16 protein-coding genes are annotated in these 22,146 nt (G+C 63.7%); 5 read left to right on the forward strand and 11 right to left on the reverse strand.

The window, feature by feature from the left end:
- Positions 1-4 precede the first annotated feature (4 nt).
- The gene (locus tag Q0949_RS07275) at positions 5-2,098 is read right to left on the reverse strand and encodes a ComEC/Rec2 family competence protein (RefSeq protein WP_299370068.1); all 2,094 of its coding nucleotides are present in this window, start codon (positions 2,096-2,098) and stop codon (positions 5-7) included.
- An 81-nt stretch (positions 2,099-2,179) separates the two neighbouring features.
- Between Q0949_RS07275 and gltX the strand changes: the two genes are divergently transcribed.
- The 3 genes from gltX to Q0949_RS07290 all read left to right on the forward strand — a co-directional run bounded on the left by gltX (position 2,180) and on the right by Q0949_RS07290 (position 6,962).
- On the forward strand, positions 2,180-3,580 hold the full coding sequence (gltX, locus tag Q0949_RS07280; RefSeq protein ID WP_299370070.1) for a glutamate--tRNA ligase: 1,401 nt from the start codon (positions 2,180-2,182) through the stop codon (positions 3,578-3,580).
- A 101-nt stretch (positions 3,581-3,681) separates the two neighbouring features.
- A complete protein-coding gene (gene gltA, locus Q0949_RS07285; RefSeq protein ID WP_299370072.1) occupies positions 3,682-4,977 on the forward strand; it encodes a citrate synthase in 1,296 nt (431 codons plus the stop codon).
- Positions 4,978-5,207: 230 nt separating this feature from the next.
- Positions 5,208-6,962 carry a calcium-binding protein gene (locus Q0949_RS07290; RefSeq protein WP_299370074.1) on the forward strand — a complete coding sequence of 585 codons (1,755 nt, stop codon included), beginning with the start codon at positions 5,208-5,210 and terminating at the stop codon, positions 6,960-6,962.
- 60 nt (positions 6,963-7,022) lie between these two features.
- Here the strand turns inward: Q0949_RS07290 and Q0949_RS07295 are convergent, their stop codons facing one another.
- From Q0949_RS07295 to Q0949_RS07340, 10 genes are all read right to left on the reverse strand, one after another.
- A complete protein-coding gene (locus Q0949_RS07295) occupies positions 7,023-7,799 on the reverse strand; it encodes an enoyl-CoA hydratase-related protein (protein WP_299370075.1) in 777 nt (258 codons plus the stop codon).
- Positions 7,800-7,871: 72 nt separating this feature from the next.
- Positions 7,872-8,330 carry a cytochrome c-type biogenesis protein gene (locus Q0949_RS07300; protein WP_299370077.1) on the reverse strand — a complete coding sequence of 153 codons (459 nt, stop codon included), beginning with the start codon at positions 8,328-8,330 and terminating at the stop codon, positions 7,872-7,874.
- On the reverse strand, positions 8,327-10,291 hold the full coding sequence (locus Q0949_RS07305) for a heme lyase CcmF/NrfE family subunit (RefSeq protein WP_299370079.1): 1,965 nt from the start codon (positions 10,289-10,291) through the stop codon (positions 8,327-8,329). The genes Q0949_RS07300 and Q0949_RS07305 overlap by 4 nt, the downstream gene beginning before the upstream one ends.
- Positions 10,292-10,476: 185 nt before the next feature.
- A complete protein-coding gene (locus Q0949_RS07310) occupies positions 10,477-11,049 on the reverse strand; it encodes a holin family protein (protein ID WP_299370081.1) in 573 nt (190 codons plus the stop codon).
- The gene (locus tag Q0949_RS07315) at positions 11,040-11,651 is read right to left on the reverse strand and encodes a holin-associated N-acetylmuramidase (protein WP_299370083.1); all 612 of its coding nucleotides are present in this window, start codon (positions 11,649-11,651) and stop codon (positions 11,040-11,042) included. Before Q0949_RS07315 ends, Q0949_RS07310 begins: the two co-directional genes overlap by 10 nt.
- A gap of 81 nt (positions 11,652-11,732) precedes the next feature.
- Entirely contained in the window at positions 11,733-12,176 is a 444-nt protein-coding gene (gene ccmE / locus Q0949_RS07320) for a cytochrome c maturation protein CcmE (protein ID WP_299370085.1), read from the reverse strand.
- 9 nt (positions 12,177-12,185) lie between these two features.
- Positions 12,186-13,214, reverse strand: coding sequence for an N-acetyl-gamma-glutamyl-phosphate reductase (gene argC, locus Q0949_RS07325; protein ID WP_299370087.1), 1,029 nt, complete (start codon positions 13,212-13,214; stop codon positions 12,186-12,188).
- Positions 13,215-13,241: 27 nt separating this feature from the next.
- Positions 13,242-14,051: an aspartate/glutamate racemase family protein gene (locus tag Q0949_RS07330; RefSeq protein WP_299370089.1), complete on the reverse strand. Its 810-nt coding sequence runs from the start codon at positions 14,049-14,051 to the stop codon at positions 13,242-13,244.
- Between the two features lie 8 nt (positions 14,052-14,059).
- Positions 14,060-14,941: a lysophospholipid acyltransferase family protein gene (locus Q0949_RS07335; protein ID WP_299370841.1), complete on the reverse strand. Its 882-nt coding sequence runs from the start codon at positions 14,939-14,941 to the stop codon at positions 14,060-14,062.
- An 87-nt stretch (positions 14,942-15,028) separates the two neighbouring features.
- Complete coding sequence (locus Q0949_RS07340; protein WP_299370091.1) at positions 15,029-18,430, reverse strand: indolepyruvate ferredoxin oxidoreductase family protein; 3,402 nt, start codon at positions 18,428-18,430, stop codon at positions 15,029-15,031.
- 170 nt (positions 18,431-18,600) lie between these two features.
- Here Q0949_RS07340 and Q0949_RS07345 point away from each other — a divergent pair, with 170 nt between their 5' ends.
- The gene (locus Q0949_RS07345; protein ID WP_299370093.1) at positions 18,601-19,506 is read left to right on the forward strand and encodes a LysR family transcriptional regulator; all 906 of its coding nucleotides are present in this window, start codon (positions 18,601-18,603) and stop codon (positions 19,504-19,506) included.
- Between the two features lie 269 nt (positions 19,507-19,775).
- A complete protein-coding gene (locus Q0949_RS07350) occupies positions 19,776-22,061 on the forward strand; it encodes a mechanosensitive ion channel family protein (protein WP_299370095.1) in 2,286 nt (761 codons plus the stop codon).
- Positions 22,062-22,146: the final 85 nt, after the last annotated feature.

Here is a 22,146-nt window from a genome sequence, read left to right on the forward strand (position 1 = left end):
CCTGTCAAGGACGCAGGGCCTGCGCGGCCAAGGTCTCGGTCAGTGGCCCCAGTTTCAGATCGGGGGCCGCGTGCCGCGCCCAGCCGGACCACATCCTGTCCCCCGCCACGGCCCGCGCCGTGACCAGGCGCAGCTGGTCCCCCTGCGCCACCACTGCCACCGCACCGGTCTTGCGCAGCGTCGCGGGGTCCAGCACCAGACAGGGCAGATCCCGGATCGCGGGCAGCTTGGCGTTTGTGACCACCACCTCGCCGGGCGCGCAGCCGTCAAATGCGGCTGCCGCGCGTTTGCCCGTGAGGTGCACGACGCGCAGCCCTGTGACATCCCCGCCAGACCACCGCGCCGCCGCCTGCGCCTGATCGACGCCGTCGCCGTCGTTCTCCAGCCAGTTGCGCGCTACGAACCCCGCCCCCTTGGGTTTGCTGAGCGCCCGGCCTTCGGGCGTCATCACGCCAACCAGACCGCCGGTATCAGCCACCAGAACCGCGGGCCGGTCCCCCACCTGCCAGCCCAGCAATGCGGCGGCGATCACGGCCGTCCCGGCCCACCGCGCGCGCCCCTGCCACAGGATCACAAACAGCGCACCAAGCGCCATGACCGGCAACACCCAGGGCTGCGGCCCCGTCACGTACCCACGGGCACCCTCAAGGCCCGACACGAAATCCGCCACCCACAGGATCCACTGAAGGCCCAGCCCCATGATCCACAGCCCCACGATCTCGGCCCCGAACGGGGCCAGCGCCAGTGCCAGCACCGCCGCCGGGATTACGATGGCCCCCATCAGCGGCACGCTCGCCAGGTTCGCGAAAATGCCATAATGCGCCATGGTGTTGAAATGCGCGGCCCCGATGGGCGACGTGGCCAGCCCCGCCACCGCCGACGAAATCACCACCCCCATCGCGGGCTGGATCCAGCGCGGCCCCGGCGTCCATTGCGCATCGCGCATCCAGCCGAACACCGCCACCAGCGCCGTCGTGGCGGCAAAGGACATCTGGAACCCCGGCCCCATCAGCGCCTCGGGCCGCAACAGCAGCACGATCATCGCCGCAATCGCCACCGCCCGCAGGCTCAGGGCACGGCGGTTGACCATGATCGCGCACAGGGCGACCGCGACCATGATGAACGCGCGTTCCGTGGCGACATTGCCCCCCGACAGCGCCAGATAGACTGACGCCGCCACCAGCGCACCCGCCGCCGCCAGCTTGCGCGCAGGCCAGGACAGCGCCACGACCGGGATCAGCGCAAAGATCAGCCGCAAAAGCCCAAAGACAAATCCGCTGAGCAGCCCCATATGCAGCCCCGAAATGGCCAGCAGGTGCGCGGTGTTGGAGGCGCGCAGGTCGTCCAGACCGTCCTGGCTGATCCCGCTGCGGTCGCCCGTCGTGACGGCGGCGGCAAAGCCACCGACATCGCCCGGCAGTGCCGCGCGCACGCGGGCCGACGCAGTCATTCGGATGCGGAACACGGTCTGGCGCAGGTCAAACTCCGCGGCGCTTATCGCGACCAGCGGCACACGGGTATAGCCCACCGCCCCCAGTCGCGCGAACCACGCGTGGCGCTGAAAGTCAAAGCCGCCCGGCTCCACCGGCCCGCCCGGAGGGCCCAAATGGGCGGTCGTCATCACTCGCAATCCCGGTTCCGGCGCCACCCCCAGATCCGCATCGCCATGCAGCGAAATCCGCACCCGTGTCGGCGTCTCGAACGGGGCCACGCGGTCCAGCTTGACCCGGTCCAGCGTCAGGCGCACGGCGTCCGACCCGCTGCGGTCCATGCCCACAATACGCCCCTCGACCGCGCCGTAATACCGCCAGTCCAGCACCGGCCCCGCCACCTGATGCGCCCGCACCCCCGCCACGACAAAACCAAGTGCAACCATCGCCACAAACACCGGCAGCGGCGACACACGTTCGTCCAGACGCCACGCCGCCAGCGCGGCCCAGACACCGCCCGCCGCCACCAGCGCAATCTGCGCAACACCCGGTTCGAACCGCATCGCGAAAAACAGGGCCACACCCGTGGCCATGCCCACGGGCAACCAGCCAAACAGGCTGCCCCGTTGATGCAGAAACACCTCTGAGACGCGCAGCCCAAGGCCCATGCTTGCCCCTGTCGTCCTTGGTGAGTATCAGGAGCCGAAACCGTAGTCCCTTCTTGGTTAAGCAAAGGTAAATGTGCCCCCATGACCCAGGCCGTCGTCACCCGTTTCGCGCCCTCGCCCACCGGCTTTCTGCATATCGGCGGCGCGCGGACCGCGCTGTTCAACTGGCTGTTTGCCCGCGGTCGTGGCGGCACGTTCCTGCTGCGGATCGAGGACACGGACCGCGCCCGCTCCACGCCCGAGGCGACGCAGGCCATTCTGGACGGAATGGCATGGCTGGGTCTCGACCATGACGGCGAGGTCATCAGCCAGTTCGACCGCGCCGACCGTCACGCAGAGGTCGCCAATCAGCTGCTGGCACAAGGCAAGGCCTATAAGTGCTTTGCCACGCAAGAGGAAATCGCCGCCTTCCGCGAGGCCGCCCGCGCCGAAGGGCGTTCGACCCTCTATCGTTCGCCTTGGCGTGACGCGGATCCTGCCACGCACCCTGACGCGCCCTACGTGGTCCGGATCAAGGCCCCGCAGGACGGCGAGACGGTGATCCGCGACGCGGTGCAGGGCGATGTGACCATCCGCAACGACCAGCTGGACGACATGGTCATGCTGCGCGCGGACGGCACGCCGGTCTACATGCTGGCGGTGGTGGTGGACGACCATGACATGGGCGTCACCCACGTGATCCGCGGCGATGACCACCTCAACAACGCCGCACGCCAGATGATGATCTATGACGCGATGGAATGGGGTGTGCCCGTCTGGGCGCATATCCCGCTGATCCACGGCGCCGATGGCAAGAAACTGTCGAAACGCCATGGCGCACTCGGCGCACAGGAATATCAGGCGATGGGCTACCCGGCGGCGGGCATGCGCAACTATCTGGCGCGTCTGGGCTGGAGCCACGGGGACGACGAATTCTTTACCGACGCGCAGGCGCGCGACTGGTTCGATCTGGGTGGGATCGGCAAAAGCCCCGCCCGTTTCGACGTCAAGAAGCTGGAATCCTTGTGTGGTCAGCACATGGCACAGGCGGATGACGCTGCATTGCAGCGCGAGATCATCGCCTTTCTGGCCGCCGCGGACATGGATCCGATCACAATTTCACAGCAGGACATGCTGCTCAAGGCGCTGCCCTTCGTCAAGGAACGCGCCAAGACCTTCCCTGATTTACTTGAAAAGGCGCACTTTTCCCTAACTTCGCGCCCGATCACGCCAGATGAAAAAGCAGCCAAGGCGCTTGATCCGGTATCCCGTGGTATACTGAGCCAATTGACGCCGCAGCTGCAAACCGTTAGGTGGGAACGTGACACTCTGGAGGCGGTCCTGAACGATTTTGCTGCGGCACAGGACACGAAATTCGGCAAGTTGGCGGGGCCTTTGCGGGCGGCGCTTGCGGGCCGGGCCGTGACGCCTTCTGTCTTTGACATGATGCTGGTTCTGGGGCGCGAAGAAACCCTTGCCAGGCTTGAGGATGCTGCCACCTGACGGGTTCGCAATTCGTTTACGGTGCGCAGTCTAACGATAGGGCCACGACCAGTGGCCCGCGGCGGGGTCTCCCTGCCCTGCGACGAAAAGGAACGACCCTGATGGCTGACGCACCCAAATCCGCAACCCTGACAATTGGTGACAACACCTACGACCTGCCGATCCACTCGCCCACGGCGGGCCCTGACGTCGTGGACATCCGCAAGCTCTATGGCCAGGCGGGCGTGTTCACCTATGACCCCGGCTTTACCTCCACGGCCAGCTGCGACAGCACCATCACCTTTATCGACGGTGGCGAGGGCGTGCTGCTGCACCGCGGCTATCCGATCGACCAGCTGGCCGAGAAATCCCACTATCTCGAGGTCTGCTACCTGCTGCTTTACGGTGAACTGCCGTCAGCCGCGCAGTTGGAAGAATTCGAAAGCCTCGTGACCAACCACACCATGCTGCACGAGCAGATGGTTTATTTCTATCGCGGGTTCCGCCGTGACGCGCACCCGATGGCGATCATGACCGGCGTTGTGGGGGCGATGTCCGCCTTTTACCACGACAGCACCGACATCCACGACGCGCACCAGCGCGAGGTTGCCTCGATCCGCCTGATTGCGAAGATGCCGACAATTGCGGCCTGGGCCTACAAGTTCTCCATCGGCCAGCCCTTCATCTATCCGCGCAACGATCTGGACTATGCCTCTAACTTCCTGCGCATGTGCTTTGCCGTCCCTGCCGAAGACTACGAAGTGAACCCGATCCTCAGCCGCGCGATGGACCGCATCTTTACCCTGCACGCGGATCACGAACAGAACGCCTCGACCTCGACCGTGCGTCTGGCCTCGTCCTCGGGTGCCAACCCGTTCGCCTGTATCGCCGCAGGCATCGCCTGCCTCTGGGGTCCGGCCCACGGTGGCGCAAACCAAGCCTGCCTCGAGATGCTCAAGGAAATCGGCAGCGTCGACCGCATCCCAGAATTCATCGCCCGCGCCAAGGACAAGAACGACCCGTTCCGCCTGATGGGCTTTGGCCACCGGGTCTACAAAAATTTCGACCCGCGCGCGACGGTAATGAAACAGTCCGCCGACGAGGTGCTAGAACTGCTGGGCGTCGAAAACAACCCCGTTCTGGCCGTTGCCAAGGAACTGGAAAAACAGGCCCTCGAAGATCCGTATTTCGCGGAAAAGAAACTGTTCCCGAACGTGGATTTCTACTCCGGTGTCATCCTCGAGGCGATGGGCTTCCCCACGTCGATGTTCACGCCGATCTTTGCGCTATCGCGCACCGTGGGCTGGATTTCGCAGTGGAAGGAAATGATCGGCGATCCACAGAACAAGATCGGCCGCCCACGCCAGCTCTACCTCGGCGAGACGGCCCGCGACTACGTGGATATCGAAAGCCGCTGATACCCGCGACACGATCAGGAATCGACAACGCCACACGCCAGCCGTGTGGCGTTTTCTTTTGCCCAATACGCCCGGGCGCCGCGCTTTGTTTCCCAATTCGCGTCAATTTCCGCCACACGGGTTAACTTGTTCATATTCCATGTAAAAAACCGAACAAATCCAGCGAAAACTTGACTCTGATTTGCCCCGAGCGCCAAATGACGCGTGTATTTGTTCCGGGGGGAATTTTCATGCTTTTCTTGCTCTCACTGTTTCCAGCCATGTTCGCAGGCTCTTTCTCGACCGAAGAAGATGTCTTTGCTGAAGACGAAAAATTTGCCGAAAACGACGCGGATCAGGTTCTCGTCGGCACGCGCGGCCCGGACGACATTACGGGCGGCGAAGGCAATGACGACATCATCGGTCTTCTGGGCGACGACACACTCGACGGCGGTCTCGGCGGCAATGACGTCATTCAGGGCTTCAACGGCAACGATCTGATCATCGGTGGCGAAGGCAATGACGGCCTTCAGGGCCGCGGCGACAACGATACGGTTCAGGGCTTTTCCGGCGACGACTGGGTCGATGGCAATGATGGCGAGGACGTCGTGCGCGGCGGCGGTGGTGACGATGTCGCAATCGGCGGCAAGGGCGCGGACGTGGTCGATGGCCGCAGCGGTGATGACGTCGTCGTGGGCGGCGAACTGATCGCCGACCCGCTGACCAACGCACAATTGCGCGCACTTCTGGACGGGGCCGATGTTGATGACCTCTTCCCCGACGAAACCTCGCCTCTGGCCGAGATGCGCGATGATGGCGCGGCCGACACCCTCGCGGGCGGCAACGGCAACGACCTTCTCATCCTCGGCGCAGGCGACGAGGCGACGGGCGGGCGCGAACTGGATGCGTTCGCCGTCATCGCCGATCAGGATGACAGCGATCTGGGTCCGGCGGTCATCAACGACTTCAACAGCCCCGCCGGAGAAGGCATCGCCCTCTATTTCCGCGCAGACGAAACGGTAGAGCCCTCCGACATCTCCGTCTCCGACGACGGCGACGATGCACTGGTCAGCTATGATGGCGAGGTGCTGGCACGTGTCACGGGTGCTGCGGGTACGCTGACCGCCGAAGACATCGGCATCCTGCAATTCGACGACACCGCCGAACCGCCCGTGATCGACGGCACAGAAAGCGACGACACCATCTTTGGCACCGGCGCAGACGAAATCATCAACGGCCTGGGCGAAGAGGACGAGATCTCCGGCGGTGCCGGCAGTGACACGATCAGCGGCGGGGATGGATCGGACATCATTCAGGGCCAGTCCGGCTTTGACGTGATCACCGGCAATGCCGACAATGATTTCCTTCAGGGCCGCGGAGGCGAAGACACGTTGTCCGGCAACCAGGGCTTTGACTGGGTCGACGGCAATGACGGCGACGACAAGGTGAACGGCGGGCTTCAGGCAGATACGGTCATCGGTGGTCTCGGGGTCGATCTGCTCAGCGGCGGCGAAGGCAACGATATCGTTGTCGCTGGCGAATTGCTCAGGGATCCGTTGACCAATGGCGAATTCGCTGCCCTGCGCGGCGGTGCATCACTCGAGGACGTGGCACCCGATGCCGTTTCGGACGGTGTCGTAACGGCTGTCGATGACCAGTTCCTCATGGACACGCTGGACGGCGGAAATGGCGATGACCTGCTGATCTTTGGACAGGGTGACATCGCCACGGGCGGCGCCGGTGCCGATGTGTTCGCGGCCTTTGGCGCCGCGGATCCCGTCGCTGAATCCATCGTCACCGATTTCAACCCGGCCGAAGACGGGCTTGTCCTGATCGATCCCTCCATCACCAACGGCCCTGCGCCTACGGTGACGGTCACGACCGACGGCGACGACGCTATCGTGCGGATGAATGGCGAAGCCATCATGCGGGTGACAGGCGCCGCAGGTACGGTTGTGGCTAGCGAGATCCAGGTGATCAGCGGCGTGCGCGCGGATCTCTTCTGATCCACGACACCTGAATTGGACAAAGGCCAGCGCCCCGTGAAGGGCGCTGGCTTTTTTGCATCAGCGCCCTTCGAAATAAGGTTTGCGCTTTTCGACAAAGGCCAGAACGCCCTCGCGGAAATCCCGGCTCTGACCGCAGTCGCCCTGCTCTGACGCCTCGATGGCCAGCTGGGCCTCCAGATCGTTCTGCCAGCTTGCACGGATCACTCGCTTGGCGGCGGCAAAGGCTTGCGTCGGCCCCTGCGCCAGATGGGTCGCGCGCGCCTTCCATTGTGCCTCGAACTCGGCATCCGGCACCGCTTCCCAGATCAGGCCCCAGGCATCGGCCTGTGCCGCCGTGATCTTGTCGGCAAAAAGTGCAGCACCCATCGCCTTGGCCATCCCCATCGTGCGCGGCATCACATAGGTGCCGCCCGCATCCGGGATCAGTCCGATCCGGGTAAAGGCCTGAAGGAAATAGGCGCTTTGCGACGCGATCACCACATCGCAGGCCAGCGCCAGATTGGCCCCAGCCCCCGCCGCAGCCCCGTTCACGGCCGCAATGGTCGGCACCGGACAGTGCACGATCGCCTCCAACATGGGCGTGTATTCATCCCGCAGGGTCCGTTCCAGATCCAGGTTTGACGCATTCGCCCGGTCGCCCAGATCCTGCCCCGAACAAAACGCGCGCCCCGCCCCGGTCAGCACCACAACCCGCGCAGATTTGGCCGCATGGGTCACCGCCACGTCGATCTCGGCCCGCATCTGGGTGTTGAGCGCATTCATCACGTCCGGACGGTTCAGCGTAATCAGCGCAACACCGTCGGTCAGATCATATGTCAGGGTCTCATAGTTCATCTCGGGTCTCTCCCCCATGGGTTCCCGATCTGCATATCAAACCGTTCAGTTTAGAAAAGCCCCAACGCGCCGTCAGTCGTCCAAAATCTCGCGCAGCCGCTTGGCCTCCTCCGCGCTCAGCCCCGCCTCACCCTCGGGCGGTGCGGCCTGACTGCGCCCCCGCAGATAAAACACCCCGATGCCCGCCGCGATCAGGAACATGAGCGGCCCCGCCGCCCAAAGCAACCAGTTCGCCCCGGACGTGCGCGGCGTCATCAGCACGAACTCACCATACCGCTCGACAAAGAAATCCACGATCTGCTCATGGGTCTGGCCCGCCGCCACCTGCTCCCGGATCACCCGGCGGGTGTCCACGGCCCATTGCGCGTTGGACGATGCCACCGACTCCGACTGGCACACGACACAGCGCAACGCATGGTCCAACACCCGCGCCCGCGCCTCCTGATCGGGGTCGGGCAGCATCTCGGACGGATCCAGCGCCAGCGCCGCCGTGGCCAGCAAAAGCCAGATCGCGACCCACAGCCGGATCATTCCGCGGGCACCGCGGCTGCGGCCTTCTTGCGCGCGCCCACCGCCACCCGGAACCGGCGGTCCGTCAGGCTCAGCAATCCGCCGAAGGCCATCAAGGTGCAGCCAATCCAGATCCAGTTGGTCAGCGGCTTGATATAGGTCCGCACGGCCCAGCCCCCGTTCACCTGCGCATCCCCGATCACCACATAGACGTCGCGCGCCAGGTTGTAGTCGATCGCGGCCTCCGTCGTGGGCATCTGCGCCACCGGATAGATCCGCTTCTCGGGCCGCAACTGCGCAATCTCGCGCCCACCGCGCGCCAGCGTGATCTCCGCCACCGTGGCAAGGTAATTCGGCCCCTCCACGTCGTTCACTGCATCCAGCGTCAGGTCATATCCGCCCACGTTGAACGTCTCGCCGATCTGCGCCACGCGGATGTCCTCGGATTGCCACGAGGTCAGCCCAGCCACCCCCAGCATCGTGATGCCCAGGCCCGCATGCGCCACCGCCTTGCCCCAGTCGGCCCGCGGCAACCGCAACAGGCGCGCCGCATTGAACCGCTGGCCCGTGCGCGACGCGATATCCACCGCCGCCCCCATGACCAGCCACGCGCCCAGAAACGCGCCCATCGGCCCGATCAGGCTGCGCCCCGTCTGCAATGCCCAGGCCAACCCGCCAAAGGCAATCGCCGCCACAAACACATAGCGCAGCGGCCACGCCGCGCGCGCCACGCTGCCGCGCTTCCACGGCATCATCGCGCCCACCGGCAGGATCAGCCCCAGCACCACCATGAACGGCGTAAACGCCATGTTGAAAAACGGCGGCCCCACGCTCAGCTTGCGGTCAAAGAACATCTCCGCCACCAGCGGCCACATCGTGCCGACAAAAACCACAAGGCAACTGACCGCCAGCAACAGGTTGTTCGCCACCAGCGCGCTTTCGCGGCTGACCATGCCGAACACGCCCCGCGCCTCCATCGCACCGGCCCGCAGCGCAAACAGGATCAACGCGCCGCCCATGAAAAAGCCCATGATCATCAGGATGAACACACCCCGTTCGGGATCATTGGCAAAGGCATGCACGGATGTCAGCAAGCCCGACCGCACGATAAACGTGCCAATCAGCGAAAAACCAAAGGCGAGGATCGCCAGCAGAATGGTCCAGGATTTCAGGCTCTCGCGCTTTTCCACCACGATGGCCGAATGCAGCAGCGCCGCCGCCAACAACCACGGCATGAACGACGCATTCTCCACCGGATCCCAGAACCAGAACCCGCCCCAACCCAATTCGTAATAGGCCCACCAGGACCCCAGCGCGATGCCGATGGTCAAAAACACCCATGCGGCCAATGTCCACGGGCGCACCCAACGGCCCCATGCGGCGTCCACGCGCCCCTCGATCAACGCGGCCACGGCAAAGGAAAACGCCATGCTCAAACCCACATAGCCAAGGTACAAGAACGGCGGATGGAACGCCAAACCGGGGTCCTGCAACAGCGGGTTCAGATCCTGCCCGTCAAAGGGCGGCACGGCCAGACGCAGGAACGGGTTGGATGTGAACAGGATAAAGGCAAGGAACGCGACGCCAATCGCCCCCTGCACCGCCAGCACACGGGCGCGCAGGCTGGGCGGCAGGTTGCCCCCGAACCACGCCGCCATGGCCCCGAACAGGGCCACGATCAGCACCCAAAGCAGCATGGACCCCTCGTGGTTCCCCCAGGTGCCCGAAATCTTGTAGAGCATCGGCTTGGCCGAATGGCTGTTCAGCACCACCAGCCGCAGCGAAAAATCCGACACGATGAAGGCGTACATCAGCGCGGCAAAGGAAAACCCGATCAGCAGAAACTGCGCCGACGCCGCAGGCTCTGCCACGGCCATCCACCGATCATTGCGCCGCCACGCCCCCACAAGGGGCACAGTCGCCTGCAAGATCGCCACCAGAAACGCAAGAATAAGGGCAAAGTGACCGAGTTCTGTAATCATGCCCAAACACTAGTGCACCGCCCCCCAAACGCCAATGCGACAAACGCATCGCCCCCATCACGACATCGCCAGTTGCCCGCTTCCTTTCGCCCCAAATACCTTGGGGGAGTCCGCAAGGACGGGGGCAAAGCCCCCTGACAACAGCGTCGCCCGTCAGGGCGTCCGCAAGATCACCGGGGCGGGCATCACGCCGCCTGCCGCCACGCCTCCAGCGCCGGGTTCGCATCCGGCAGGATCGCCGCGGCCGTCAACCGCGCATCTGCCCCCGTGGCCGCAACGCCCACACTGTCTGCGCGCATCTTGCGCAAGGCGGCGACGTTCTCCATCACCTGCGGCACACGGCTCATGGTGGTGACGATCTCGCGCTGGAACTGCTGCGCCTTCACCTGATGTCGCGCCCCAAAATAGAACGACACGATCACACCGAGCAGCCACCACAGCGGCTCGGGCACCAGCGCGATGCCCTGCATGCGCTCGGCAAACCAGAGCGGTGCAACCATGGCCGACACGAACAACCCCAACGTCCCCAGCGCCAGCGCCGGGCGCGGCAACCGGTTCACCCCGTCCATGATGCGGTCAAATACCCCCTGGCGCGGCACCATGAATTCCTGTCCGAACTCGGTCATGGCCTGCACCTGCACGGCATGCGCACGCGCCGACCCGGCCTCGGCATTCTCGCGGAATACCTCCACCGTGTCCTTCACGACATTGCCACCGCTGCCGAACAACAGCCCGAACATCCGTTCCATCAACCCCATGCCTTGGTCCTCTCCTGAAATTGCGCCTGGCTCAGATGATAGCGGGGCGTGATGAACTCTTCGGCCCGCTTGATCCACCCCCCTTTCCGGCCTGCGCGGCTGCGCGCGTATTTGCGGCTGGCGGGACGCCGGTCCGCGATGCGGAAATAGTAATTGCGCCGCGCGATCCCGTAGGCGTCCACCAGATGCTCCGGCGCAGCCTGATAAGCACTGCGCGCCGCCGCAATCGATTGCGGCCCCAGCGCGCCATCGACGACGCAGGGAAATCCCATCTGGGTCAGCAGCCGTTGCAGGATCTTGATCGCGTTGCCGCCTGCGTTGACATACATGTCAAAAACCGTCGCATGCAGCGGCTCGGGCAGTTCGGCAATCAGAGGACGCTCGAAATAATGCGTGACAAAGATCTCGACCGCCTGCCCACGGGTCAGACGCGCCACGTCGCGCACATCCACATCCCCGTCCCCGTCCAGATCCAGCTTGAGCCGCCGCATCGTGTGAATGGTCACGCCGAAATTCGTGGCCCCTCCGGGATCATCCGGATCATCCACGAACCCGCCCTCACGGACGACAATCTCTTCGGCAATCTCTTTGACGGTCTGCATGGCGGGCCCCCTCGGCACATCTCCGTTCCTTGGGGCAACACTGCTTCAATGTTGGTTAACGGGCCTTAACCCGACCGTACGCTAGCCGTTGGGGTCCTGGTAGACACCCTGCTCTTTCAGCGCATCAACCACTTCGGACGGCATATAGGTCTCGTCATGTTTAGCAAGGATTTCAGAGGCTTCGAATACACCGTTGATGTAACGCCCGGTGCCGACCATGCCCTGGTTCTCTTCGAACAGATCGGGCAGCACGCCGGTATAGGTCACCGGCACAGCCGCCCCCCCATCCGTCACCTCGAACCGAATCGTGGCCCCGTCCCCGCGGATCAGCGACCCCTCGGCCACCAGCCCGCCAATGCGGAACACCTCTGCGGGACCGGGCGGTTCGGCGATGATCTGGCTCGGCGCGCGGAAAAAGTTGATGCCGTCCCGCATCGCATAGCCAATCAGCGCCGTGGACAAGGCCAAGGCCACGGTGGCCAAAGCGATGATCTGAATACGGCGCTGTTTCTTGAGGCTTTTCATGCGGTCTCGTTACGGGAATAGCGGGGCCATCATCAGCCCCTCGGTCTCTTCAATACCTAACATCAGGTTGGCGTTTTGCAACGCCTGCCCCGATGAACCTTTTGTCAGGTTGTCCAGCGCCGCCACAACCACGACCCGTCCCGGCAACCGGTCCGCCGCGACGCCGATATGGCAAAAGTTCGACCCGCGAATGTGCCGTGTCGACGGCACCTCGCCCATGGGCAGCACTTCGATGAACGGCTCACCCGCATAGGCCGCGGCCAGCGTGTCATGCACCGCCCTTGCGTCGCCCTTCACATAGGCCGTGCCCAGAATCCCCCGGTTCGCCGGGATCAGATGCGGCTGGAACTGGATGCGCACGTCCCGGCCCGCCACCTTGGAAAACTCCTGATCGAACTCGCCCAAATGCCGGTGCGCCCCGCCCGTCGCATAGGCGTGATAGCCCTCCGACAGCTCTGCGTGCAGCAGGTTTTCCTTCAACGCCCGACCCGCGCCCGACACCGCCGCCTTGAGGTCCAGAATGATATCATCCAGATCAATCACCCCCGCCGCAATCAGCGGCCGCAACGCAAACTGCCCCGTCGCCGCATTGCACCCGGTCCCGGCCACCAACCGCGCGGCACGGATCTCGTCCCGGTAAAACTCGGTCAGGCCATAAACCGCCTCGCCCTGCATCTCGACCGCCGCATGCGGGTTGCCATACCACTTCTGATACTCCGCCGGATCTTCCAGCCGGAAATCCGCCGACAGGTCCACGATCCGCAAATCGCGCGGCAGGCCGGAAATCACCTCTTGGCTCGTCTTGTGCGGCAAGGCGCAGAAACACAGGTCAATCCCCGCCCAGTCGATGGCGTCAAACGGCACCATGTCCGGCAAATCCAGATGGCGCAGATGCGGATACACCTGCGACACCGGCTGGCCCGCCTTGGAAAACGCGCCCAGCGCCTTGATTTGGATAGAGGAATGCCCGGCAATCAACCGGATCAGCTCAGCGCCCGTATAGCCGGAAGCGCCCAGAATTGCGATGTTATAGGTCATGTCAGTCTTCTTGAATAAGGTGTCAGATCAGGCGGCTTCGAACGTGATCTGTCGTCGCAAGAACTGCGTGGCGCGCTGGCTGACGGTCTTGGGATCGCCCGTGGTCAGGAACGCTCCCGGCCCCGCGCCCATCTTGTCTGGGTGCCGCTCAAGGTAATCGGCGAGGCTCTCGCCCACCAGACCGGCCTGCGAATAGACGCTGACATTTGGGCCCAGCGCCTCCTGGAACGCCTCCTGCATCAGCGGGTAATGTGTACAGCCCAGAATGGCTGCCTGCGGCTCGGGCATCTTGCGGCGCAGCGCATCCACATGGGACCGCACCAGCGCATCGGCCAGGATCATGTCGCCGTCTTCGATGGCGTCCACCACACCGCCGCAGGCCTGCGCCTCGACGTCCACGCCAATCGCGCGAAACGCCAGCTCGCGCTGGAACGCGCGGGACGCCACCGTTGCAGGGGTCGCAAACAGCGCCACATGCTGCACGCCCACCTCGCGCGGCGGGGAATTGTCGCCCCAACGCCGCTCGGTCAGCGCCTCGATCATCGGCACGAACACACCCAGCACCCGCTTGTCCTCGGGCACCCAGGATTCCTGCATCCGCCGCAGTGCCGCAGCCGACGCCGTGTTGCACGCCAGGATCACCAGATCGCAGCCCGCATCAAACAGCCGCTGCACCGCCGCACAAGTCAGGTCAAAGATATCGTCCGCCGTGCGCACCCCGTAAGGCGCATGGGCACTGTCCGCGAGATAGACAAACTCCACCTCCGGCAACCGCGCCTGTACGGCGTCCAGCACGGTCAGACCGCCCAGACCGGAATCGAAAATACCAACTGCCATGTTCCGCCTTACGTGCGATGCCGCTCTTCGAATTCATACCCGAGGTCAAAAACCTTCACCGGGTTCGGGTTCAGCTCATACGTGGCTTTTCGCAGGAATTCCATCATCTGTTTCGGATCGCGCGCCATCGGGTCCAGAACATCGCGGCCAATAGGCTGCCCCACGACCACATCCACGGGCGTGTCCACCCGTTTCTTGAATTCCTTGATCAACAGGCCCAGCCGCAGCGTGTTGTGCAGGTGGCTCGCAATCTGGAACAACCGGCTGGTGTGTCCGTCGAAATACAGCGGCACAACCGTCGCCTCTGACTTGGCCACCATGCGCGCGGTGAAACTGCGCCAACCGGGATCCATGGGGCGCGCAAACGGTTTGGCCGCCGTGCTGACCGTGCCACCGGGAAAGATACCAATCGCCCCGCCATCGCCCAGATAGCGCAGCGCCTCCTTGCGGGTCTCCACGTTCATGGCCATCGCGGCGCGCGTGTCGTCAAAGCTGATCGGCAGCAGAACGCGGTTCAACTCTTCGGCCTTTTTGAAGACCGAGTTCGCCATGATCCGGAAATCGCCCCGGATGGTCGACAGGATATGGCCCATCATCAGCCCGTCCATGATCCCATACGGGTGGTTCGCAATCAGGATCAGCGGCCCCTCACGCGGGATATTGTCCAGATGCCCCGCCACCACGTTCAGCGTCAGGCCATAGCGCTCGACCATCACGGCCCAGAAATCGCGGCCCGCCGCCACCTCGTCCTCATAGCCCTGCGCCCGCTTGATCAGACGCAGCCTGCCGGTGGTGTTCTCCAGCAGGCGGATCATCGCCCGCCCCCCCTTGGTCTCTGCCGAGTGGGAATAGCTGATCTCACGGGTGATTTCGCGTTGGCGGCTGGGCATCATATCTGGCCTGTCGGGTGTGCTCGCTTCCCGTTCTACGGGCTTCGGACAAGACTGCCTAGCCCATATGACACGAGTGTGACGCGATCACTCAGCCGCCGCACGCTGTTCCGGCCCGCCTGCCCGGATGACAGCCAACAGTTCCTCGCGCCGTTTGGCGGCCCGCGCCTCGTTGGCCTGTTTGACCGGGCCAAAGCCGCGGATGTCCAGCGGCAGCGACGCCAGCGCCACAATCGCGTCACGCGTGGCATCGTTCAGCTGCGGCAGCACCGCTTGCATATCCGCCTCGTACTGTTTGATCAGCGCCCGTTCCATCCGCCGTTCCTCGGTTCGGCCAAAGACGTCCAGCGGCGTGCCGCGCAGCCCCTTGAGCCGCGCCAGCAGGCGGAAATTGCGCATCATGCCCGGTCCGTACTCTTTCTTCATGGGCCGCCCGTCGGACCCGACCTTGGAAAGCATCGGCGGCGCCAGATGGAATTTCATTGTGAAATCCCCGTCGAACTGCTCGCGCGCCTTGGCCTCGGTCTCCAGATGCAGGCGGGCAACTTCGTATTCGTCCTTATAGGCCAGCAGCTTGTGATAGCCCTTTGCCACCGCCTCCTTGACGGCCACATCGGCAACCCCGTCCACCAGCTTGCGGTACCGCTTCGCCAGCCGCTTGCCCTGATATTTGACCAAGTGATCCGCCCGGAACGCGATCTTGTCGTCCAGCGACTTGGGCAGTTGCACGACCTTCGGCTCCGCCACGCGTCCCGCCTCTTCGGGGTGCAGCACCGCCCAGCGCCCGATGTCAAAGGCGCGGGTGTTCTTGTCCACCGCCGCCCCGTTCAGATCAATCGCCGCCATGATCGCGTCATAGGTCAACGGCACCAGTCCCCGTTGCCACGCCGCGCCAAAGATCATCATGTTGGAAAAGATGCTGTCGCCCATCGTGGCCTTGGCCAGATCGGAGGCATCGAACATGTCCACCCGGTCCCGCAACCGCGCCTCAAGCGCCAGTGACAAACGATCCGTCGGCAACGCAAACTCCGTATCGCGCGTGAAATCCCCGGTGATGATCTCATGGCTGTTCACAACCGCACCCGTGCGCCCCGTGCTCATCAGCCCCAGCGTCTTGGCCCCCGCACTCACCACCAGATCGCCGCCAATCAGCGCGTCACACTCACCCGTCGCCACACGAATGGCGCTGATGTCGGCGGGATCGTTGGCAAGACGGCAGTGGATGTGCACCGCGCCGCCCTTTTGGGCGAGGCCCGCCATCTCCATCATGCCCGCACCCTTGCCGTCGATATGCGCGGCCTGCGCCATCACGGCCCCGATGGTCACAACGCCCGTGCCACCCACCCCGGTGATCACCACGTTCCACGTGCCATCAATCGCGGGCAGCGCCGGCATCGGCAGGTCCGGCAGGTCCAGCGCGGCCGTCGCCTGTTTCTTCACCTGCGCGCCCTCCAGCGTCACAAAGGACGGACAGAACCCTTTGACACAGGAGAAATCCTTGTTGCAGGACGACTGGTCAATCGCCCGCTTGCGGCCCAGCTCCGTCTCCGCGGGCACGATCGAGACACAGTTCGACTGCACCCCGCAATCGCCACAACCCTCGCAGACATCCGTGTTGATGAACACGCGCTTGTCGATATCCGGGAAGGTGCCCCGCTTGCGCCGCCGCCGTTTCTCCGCCGCACAGGTCTGTACATAGACAATGACGCTGACACCTTGGGTCTTCGCCATCTGCTCCTGCACGGCCTGCAACTCGGCCCGCTCATGCGTGGCCACGCCGGACGGGAACCGCGACAGATCCACGTCTTCCTTGTCGTCATAGACCACTGCAACCGTCTGACAGCCCATCGCACGGACCTCGTTCACGATGCGGTAGGGATCAAGCCCACCTTCGTTGCCCTGCCCGCCGGTCATCGCCACCGCGTCATTGTAGAGGATCTTGTAGGTCATGTTCGTCCCCGCCGCCAAAGCGGCGCGAATGGCCTGCACACCGGAATGGTTATAGGTCCCGTCTCCAAGGTTCTGGAACACGTGTTCGCGCGTCGAAAACGGCGCCTCCCCGATCCAGTTGGCACCCTCGGCCCCCATATGGGTGAACCCCAGCGTCTCGCGGTCCATCCACTGCGCCATGAAATGACAACCGATGCCCGCATAGGCGCGGCTGCCATCGGGCACCTTGGTCGATGAATTATGCGGACAGCCCGAACAGAAATAGGGCAGCCGCGCGGTGATCTCTTCGGCATTGTCAGACCGGCGCGCGGCATCCAGCGTCGCCATCCCCGCCTGAATGCCGTCCGTATTGCGCCCCTCATCGATCAATACCTGCCCCAGCTTGGTGGCAATTTCGACCGGGTCCAGCGCCCACTTGGCGCTGAAAAACACCTCGCCGTCCTTCATGCCCCCATAGACACGCCGCCCCTGACGGTTGTCGAAAATGGCTTCCTTGATCTGCACCTCGATCAGCTTGCGCTTTTCCTCGACCACGACAATCAGGTCGAGCCCCTCGGCCCAGTCGTTGAACCCGCGCATATCCAGCGGCCATGTCTGCCCCACCTTATAGGTGGTGATCCCCAGCCGCTCGGCCTCGTCCGCGTCAATGTTCAGCAGCGACAGCGCATGCACCAGATCCAGCCAGTTCTTGCCCGCCGCGACAAAGCCGATCTTGGCCCCCGGCTTGCCCCAGACGCGCTTGTCCATCTTGTTGGCATTGGCAAAGGCCTCCGCCGCATGGCGCTTGTAATCGATCAGCCGCGCCTCCTGTTCGATCCGGTCATCGACCAGCCGGATGTTCAGGCCGCCCTCGGGCATGTCAAAGGCAGGCGCCACAAAGGACAACCGATGCGGATCGCCATCCACCACGGACGTGGCCTCCACAGTGTCCTTCATCGTCTTGAGGCCGACCCAGACCCCGGCAAACCGGCTGAGCGCAATGCCGTACAGCCCGTAATCCATGATCTCCTGCACCCCCGCAGGCGACACCACGGGCATATAGGCATCGACCATCGCGAATTCCGACTGGTGCAGAACGGTCGAGGATTCGCCGGTATGGTCATCCCCCATCGCCATCAGCACGCCACCATGGCGCGACGACCCGGCCATATTGGCATGGCGCATCACATCGCCGGACCGGTCCACGCCCGGCCCCTTGCCGTACCACAGACCGAACACACCGTCATATTTGCCCTCGCCGCGCAGCTCCGCCTGCTGCGCCCCCCACAGGGCCGTGGCAGCCAGGTCTTCATTCAAGCCCGGCTCGAATGTCACATCCGCCGCCGCCAGCTGTTTCAGCGCCCGCGTCATCTGCATGTCGACCGCGCCCAGAGGCGATCCGCGATAGCCCGTCACATAGCCCGCAGTGTTCAGCCCCGCGGCCACATCCCGCGCCTTCTGCATCAGCATCAGCCGCACCAGCGCCTGCGTGCCGTTCAAAAGGACGGGACTCTTGTCCAGATCATACCGGTCGTTCAAGGATATCTTCTGCGTGCTCATCGCTGGCCTCCCCTGCCGTGATCAGTCTTGCATAACTTACGCACAATAATAGGTCACAAATACTGACCTGCATAGGAGTATTTTACGGTTTCTGCGGTTCCGCTTTGGCAAGCGGTGTGAAATACGAAGACTTCGGATAAGGTGGCGTTGACGTTACGGAAGTGATGCAGATGGACTGGGACAAGTTACGGATATTTCACGCGGTGGCCGATGCGGGCAGTCTGACCCACGCGGGCGACAAGCTCAATCTGAGCCAATCCGCGGTGTCCCGGCAAATTCGCGGGCTCGAAGAATCGCTGAACGCGACCCTGTTTCACCGCCATGCGCGGGGGCTGATCCTGACCGAACAGGGCGAACTGCTTTTTGACGCGACCACCGCGATGAACAAACGGCTCGACACCGCCAGCGCCCGCATCCGCGACAGCGAAGAAGAAGCGTTTGGTGACCTGCGCGTGACCACCACCATCGGCTTCGGCACTCTGTGGCTCGCGCCCCGGCTGGTGAAGCTTTATGAACAATACCCCGACCTGCGCGTCGACCTGATGCTCGAGGAACGCGTGCTCGACCTGCCCATGCGCGAGGCCGACGTGGCCATCCGCATGAAGGAACCCAGCCAGGCGGACCTGATCCGCAAACGCCTGATGACCGTCAAGATGCAGGTCTTTGCCACCCGCGCTTATCTCGATGCCAACGGCGTGCCCGAGGACACGGACGACCTCAAGGATCACCGCCTGATCTGTCAGAACGTGAACGCGGCCCAGGTCGGCGCAGGCTCCAGCCTAGTCCAGCACCTCTTGACCTACGACATCAAGTCCTTGCTGACGGTGAACAACTATTTCGGCGTGCTGCAAGCGGTGCTTCAGGATCTGGGTCTGGGGATTCTCCCCGACTACGTCAGCCTCGACGACCCGCGACTCGTCCGCGTCCTGCCAGAGATCGAGTCGGCCGATGTGCCTGTTTTTTTGGCATACCCGGAAGAATTACGACATTCCAAGCGGATCGCCGCCTTCCGCGACTTCGTACAGGAAGAAATCGTGGCCTACCGCAAGATGTTGAGAAATAAAGAAAAGCCCTGAGCTATGCAGTAATTGCATAGCGGCCATGCTGCACTGACTTCAAAAAGTGCCTTGATCGGCGGCAAATCCGACCCTACCTCGCCTCATGAAGAGACACGGCGCACATCGCGCCATCTTCATACCTCCCTGTTGGACTTGGCCGAGCTTCGCGCTCGGCCTTTTTTTTGCCCGCCTGCCGCCCCCGCCACGTGCGCGTGTCGAAAAACCTTGCGGCTGCGCGACGGAATTGATCAGTGTCACCGTAAAACAAGGGGTCCGGGGGGGATATCATGGTCTCGACAATCAGGTTTGCAGGTCTTTTGATCGCGTTTCTGGCGCTGATGCTGCCCGCACGGGTGCACGCGCAATCGCTGGTCAACACCGGCACCGGCACTGCCGAGACCACCGTCACCCTGCCCGACCCGCTCACGCCCGAGGCGGCGAATGCGCTGATCTCCCGGCTCAGTGACACACAGGTCCGCGACCTCCTGCTGGACCAACTCAACACCCAGGCCACCGACGACACCCTCGAAGAAGACGCCTCGCAGCTGTGGTACCACGCCACCGCAGGCGCGTTCTCCACCATCACCGTGTCGATCGAAAAACTCCCCATCCTGTTCTCCAGCCAGGCCCGGGCCTTCACCAACTTTGCCACCTTCCTCGGCGCAGACGGGCTGGCGCGGCTCTTTGGCTACCTGCTCCTGTCCATCGCGGGCGGTCTCGCCGCCGAACTGCTGTTCCGCCGCATCACCCGCGGGTGGCTCATCCTGCCCAAGGAGATGCCGCAGGACGCGACCCTGCGCCAAAACCTGTTCCTGCTGGCCAAACGCCTGACCAGCGAGATCGGCGCCGTGGGCGTCTTTGTCGCTGTGGCCTTCCTGATCACCTACAACCTCGTGCCCCCGTTCTACCGGCCGTTCATCGGCACCGTGGGCCCGCTGCTCATCGGCCTGCCGCGGCTGGCGGTGGCCGTGTCACGCTTTCTCATGGCCCCCAACAACCCGGCCTATCGCATCGTGCACGCCACCGACGCCACTGCGCGCGCGATGGTGTTCCACATGTTCTGGTTCGTCTTCCTCGTCGGGTTCTCGACCTTCATCATCCGCTTCAACGCGGCCAACGGCGTGCCCATGGGAGAAACCCGGCTGGGCTTCTGGCTCAACCTCGGCATCCACCTCTATGCGGCCATCGTCATCTGGCGCTACCGCGAGGCAACCGTGATGATGATGCGCGGGGCCGACCCCGATGTCAGCCCAGTCGAAGACCGCATCGCCCGCGCCTTCCCCTATTTCGGCGTCATCGTGGCACTGGGCACATGGTGGATCGTCAACATCGTGGTCTCCACAGGCAACTTCCAGCTGCTGGCCGGATCGCCCCATTACAAGACCATGGGCCTCCTGCTCTTTGCCCCCGCCATGGACACGCTGATCCGGGGCCTCGTGCGCCACCTCGCCCCTCCCATGACCGGCGAAGGGCCCATTGCCGAACGCGCCTATGCCTCCACCAAACGGTCCTATATCCGCATTGGCCGCGTCATCGTCTTTGGCATCGTCCTGATCACCATCGCGGGCTTCTGGGGGATGGACCCCACCAGCATCGCATCGGCGGGCGTGGGCGAACGCTTTGCCGGACACATCATCGAATTCCTGATGATCCTGTCCGTGGGTTATCTGGTCTACGAAGTCGTCTCACTCTGGATCAACCGCAAACTCGCCGCCGAACAGACCGCCGCAGGCTATGACCTCGAAAGCGAGGAAATGGGCGGCGGTGACGGCGGCGGCGCAGGCGGGTCGCGCCTGTCCACGGTGCTGCCCCTGATCCTCGGCGTATCCCGCGCGGCCATTGTCGTCGTGTTCCTTCTCTTGGGCCTTGGCAATATCGGCGTCGACACCACCCCGCTTCTGGCCGGTGCCGGTATCGTCGGTCTGGCCATCGGCTTTGGCGCCCAGAAACTGGTCACCGACGTTGTCTCCGGCATCTTCTTCCTGATCGACGACGCCTTTCGCACAGGCGAATATGTCGAGGTCGACGGCACCATGGGCACGGTCGAGAAAATCTCGATCCGCTCCATGCAGCTGCGCCACCACAAGGGGCCGGTCCACACCCTGCCCTACGGCGAGATCCCCAAGATCACCAACTTCTCCCGCGACTGGGTGATCATGAAACTGCGGTTTACCGTGCCCTTCGGCACCGACCCCGAAAAGGTGCGCAAGCTCTTCAAGAACATCGGCAAGGAGATGATGGAAAACGACCTCTACAAGGACGACTTCCTGCAACCGTTCAAATCGCAGGGCGTGTTCGAATTTGACGACGTCGGCATCGTGATCCGGGGCAAGTTCATGGCCAAACCCGGCACCCAGTTCACCCTGCGCAAGGAAATCTACAACCGCGTCAACAAGGCGTTCGAGGAAAACGGCCTCGAATTTGCCCGCCGCGAGGTGCGCGTGGCCCTGCCCGGTCGCGACGACACCCAATCCCTGTCCGAGGACGACAAAAAGGCCATCGCCGCCGCCGCCACCCAGGCCGCACAGGACATGGCCCCCACAGCCCCCAAGGGCGACGCACCCGGCGACTGACACACCGGACGCGCACATCAATCCAGCGGCGTTGCGGCTTCCTCCCGCAGCGCCGTTTTCACGTCCACACGCAGATTAAACGAAG

Origin of the sequence: uncultured Tateyamaria sp. (assembly GCF_947487805.1) — a bacterium.
Taxonomy (GTDB): domain Bacteria; phylum Pseudomonadota; class Alphaproteobacteria; order Rhodobacterales; family Rhodobacteraceae; genus Tateyamaria.

Excerpts from the sequence above, each read along its gene's own strand:
- gltX (WP_299370070.1), top strand. The coding sequence starts at position 2,180 with ATGACCCAGGCCGTCGTCACCCGTTTCGCGCCCTCGCCCACCGGCTTT.
- ccmE (WP_299370085.1), bottom strand. The coding sequence starts at position 12,176 with ATGAAAAGCCTCAAGAAACAGCGCCGTATTCAGATCATCGCTTTGGCC.
- Q0949_RS07310 (WP_299370081.1), bottom strand. The coding sequence starts at position 11,049 with ATGGGGTTGATGGAACGGATGTTCGGGCTGTTGTTCGGCAGCGGTGGC.
- Q0949_RS07350 (WP_299370095.1), top strand. The coding sequence starts at position 19,776 with ATGGTCTCGACAATCAGGTTTGCAGGTCTTTTGATCGCGTTTCTGGCG.
- Q0949_RS07345 (WP_299370093.1), top strand. The coding sequence starts at position 18,601 with ATGGACTGGGACAAGTTACGGATATTTCACGCGGTGGCCGATGCGGGC.
- Q0949_RS07275 (WP_299370068.1), bottom strand. The coding sequence starts at position 2,098 with ATGGGCCTTGGGCTGCGCGTCTCAGAGGTGTTTCTGCATCAACGGGGC.
- Q0949_RS07305 (WP_299370079.1), bottom strand. The coding sequence starts at position 10,291 with ATGATTACAGAACTCGGTCACTTTGCCCTTATTCTTGCGTTTCTGGTG.
- gltA (WP_299370072.1), top strand. The coding sequence starts at position 3,682 with ATGGCTGACGCACCCAAATCCGCAACCCTGACAATTGGTGACAACACC.
- Q0949_RS07340 (WP_299370091.1), bottom strand. The coding sequence starts at position 18,430 with ATGAGCACGCAGAAGATATCCTTGAACGACCGGTATGATCTGGACAAG.
- Q0949_RS07315 (WP_299370083.1), bottom strand. The coding sequence starts at position 11,651 with ATGCAGACCGTCAAAGAGATTGCCGAAGAGATTGTCGTCCGTGAGGGC.
- Q0949_RS07330 (WP_299370089.1), bottom strand. The coding sequence starts at position 14,051 with ATGGCAGTTGGTATTTTCGATTCCGGTCTGGGCGGTCTGACCGTGCTG.
- Q0949_RS07300 (WP_299370077.1), bottom strand. The coding sequence starts at position 8,330 with ATGATCCGGCTGTGGGTCGCGATCTGGCTTTTGCTGGCCACGGCGGCG.
- Q0949_RS07295 (WP_299370075.1), bottom strand. The coding sequence starts at position 7,799 with ATGAACTATGAGACCCTGACATATGATCTGACCGACGGTGTTGCGCTG.
- argC (WP_299370087.1), bottom strand. The coding sequence starts at position 13,214 with ATGACCTATAACATCGCAATTCTGGGCGCTTCCGGCTATACGGGCGCT.
- Q0949_RS07290 (WP_299370074.1), top strand. The coding sequence starts at position 5,208 with ATGCTTTTCTTGCTCTCACTGTTTCCAGCCATGTTCGCAGGCTCTTTC.
- Q0949_RS07335 (WP_299370841.1), bottom strand. The coding sequence starts at position 14,941 with ATGCCCAGCCGCCAACGCGAAATCACCCGTGAGATCAGCTATTCCCAC.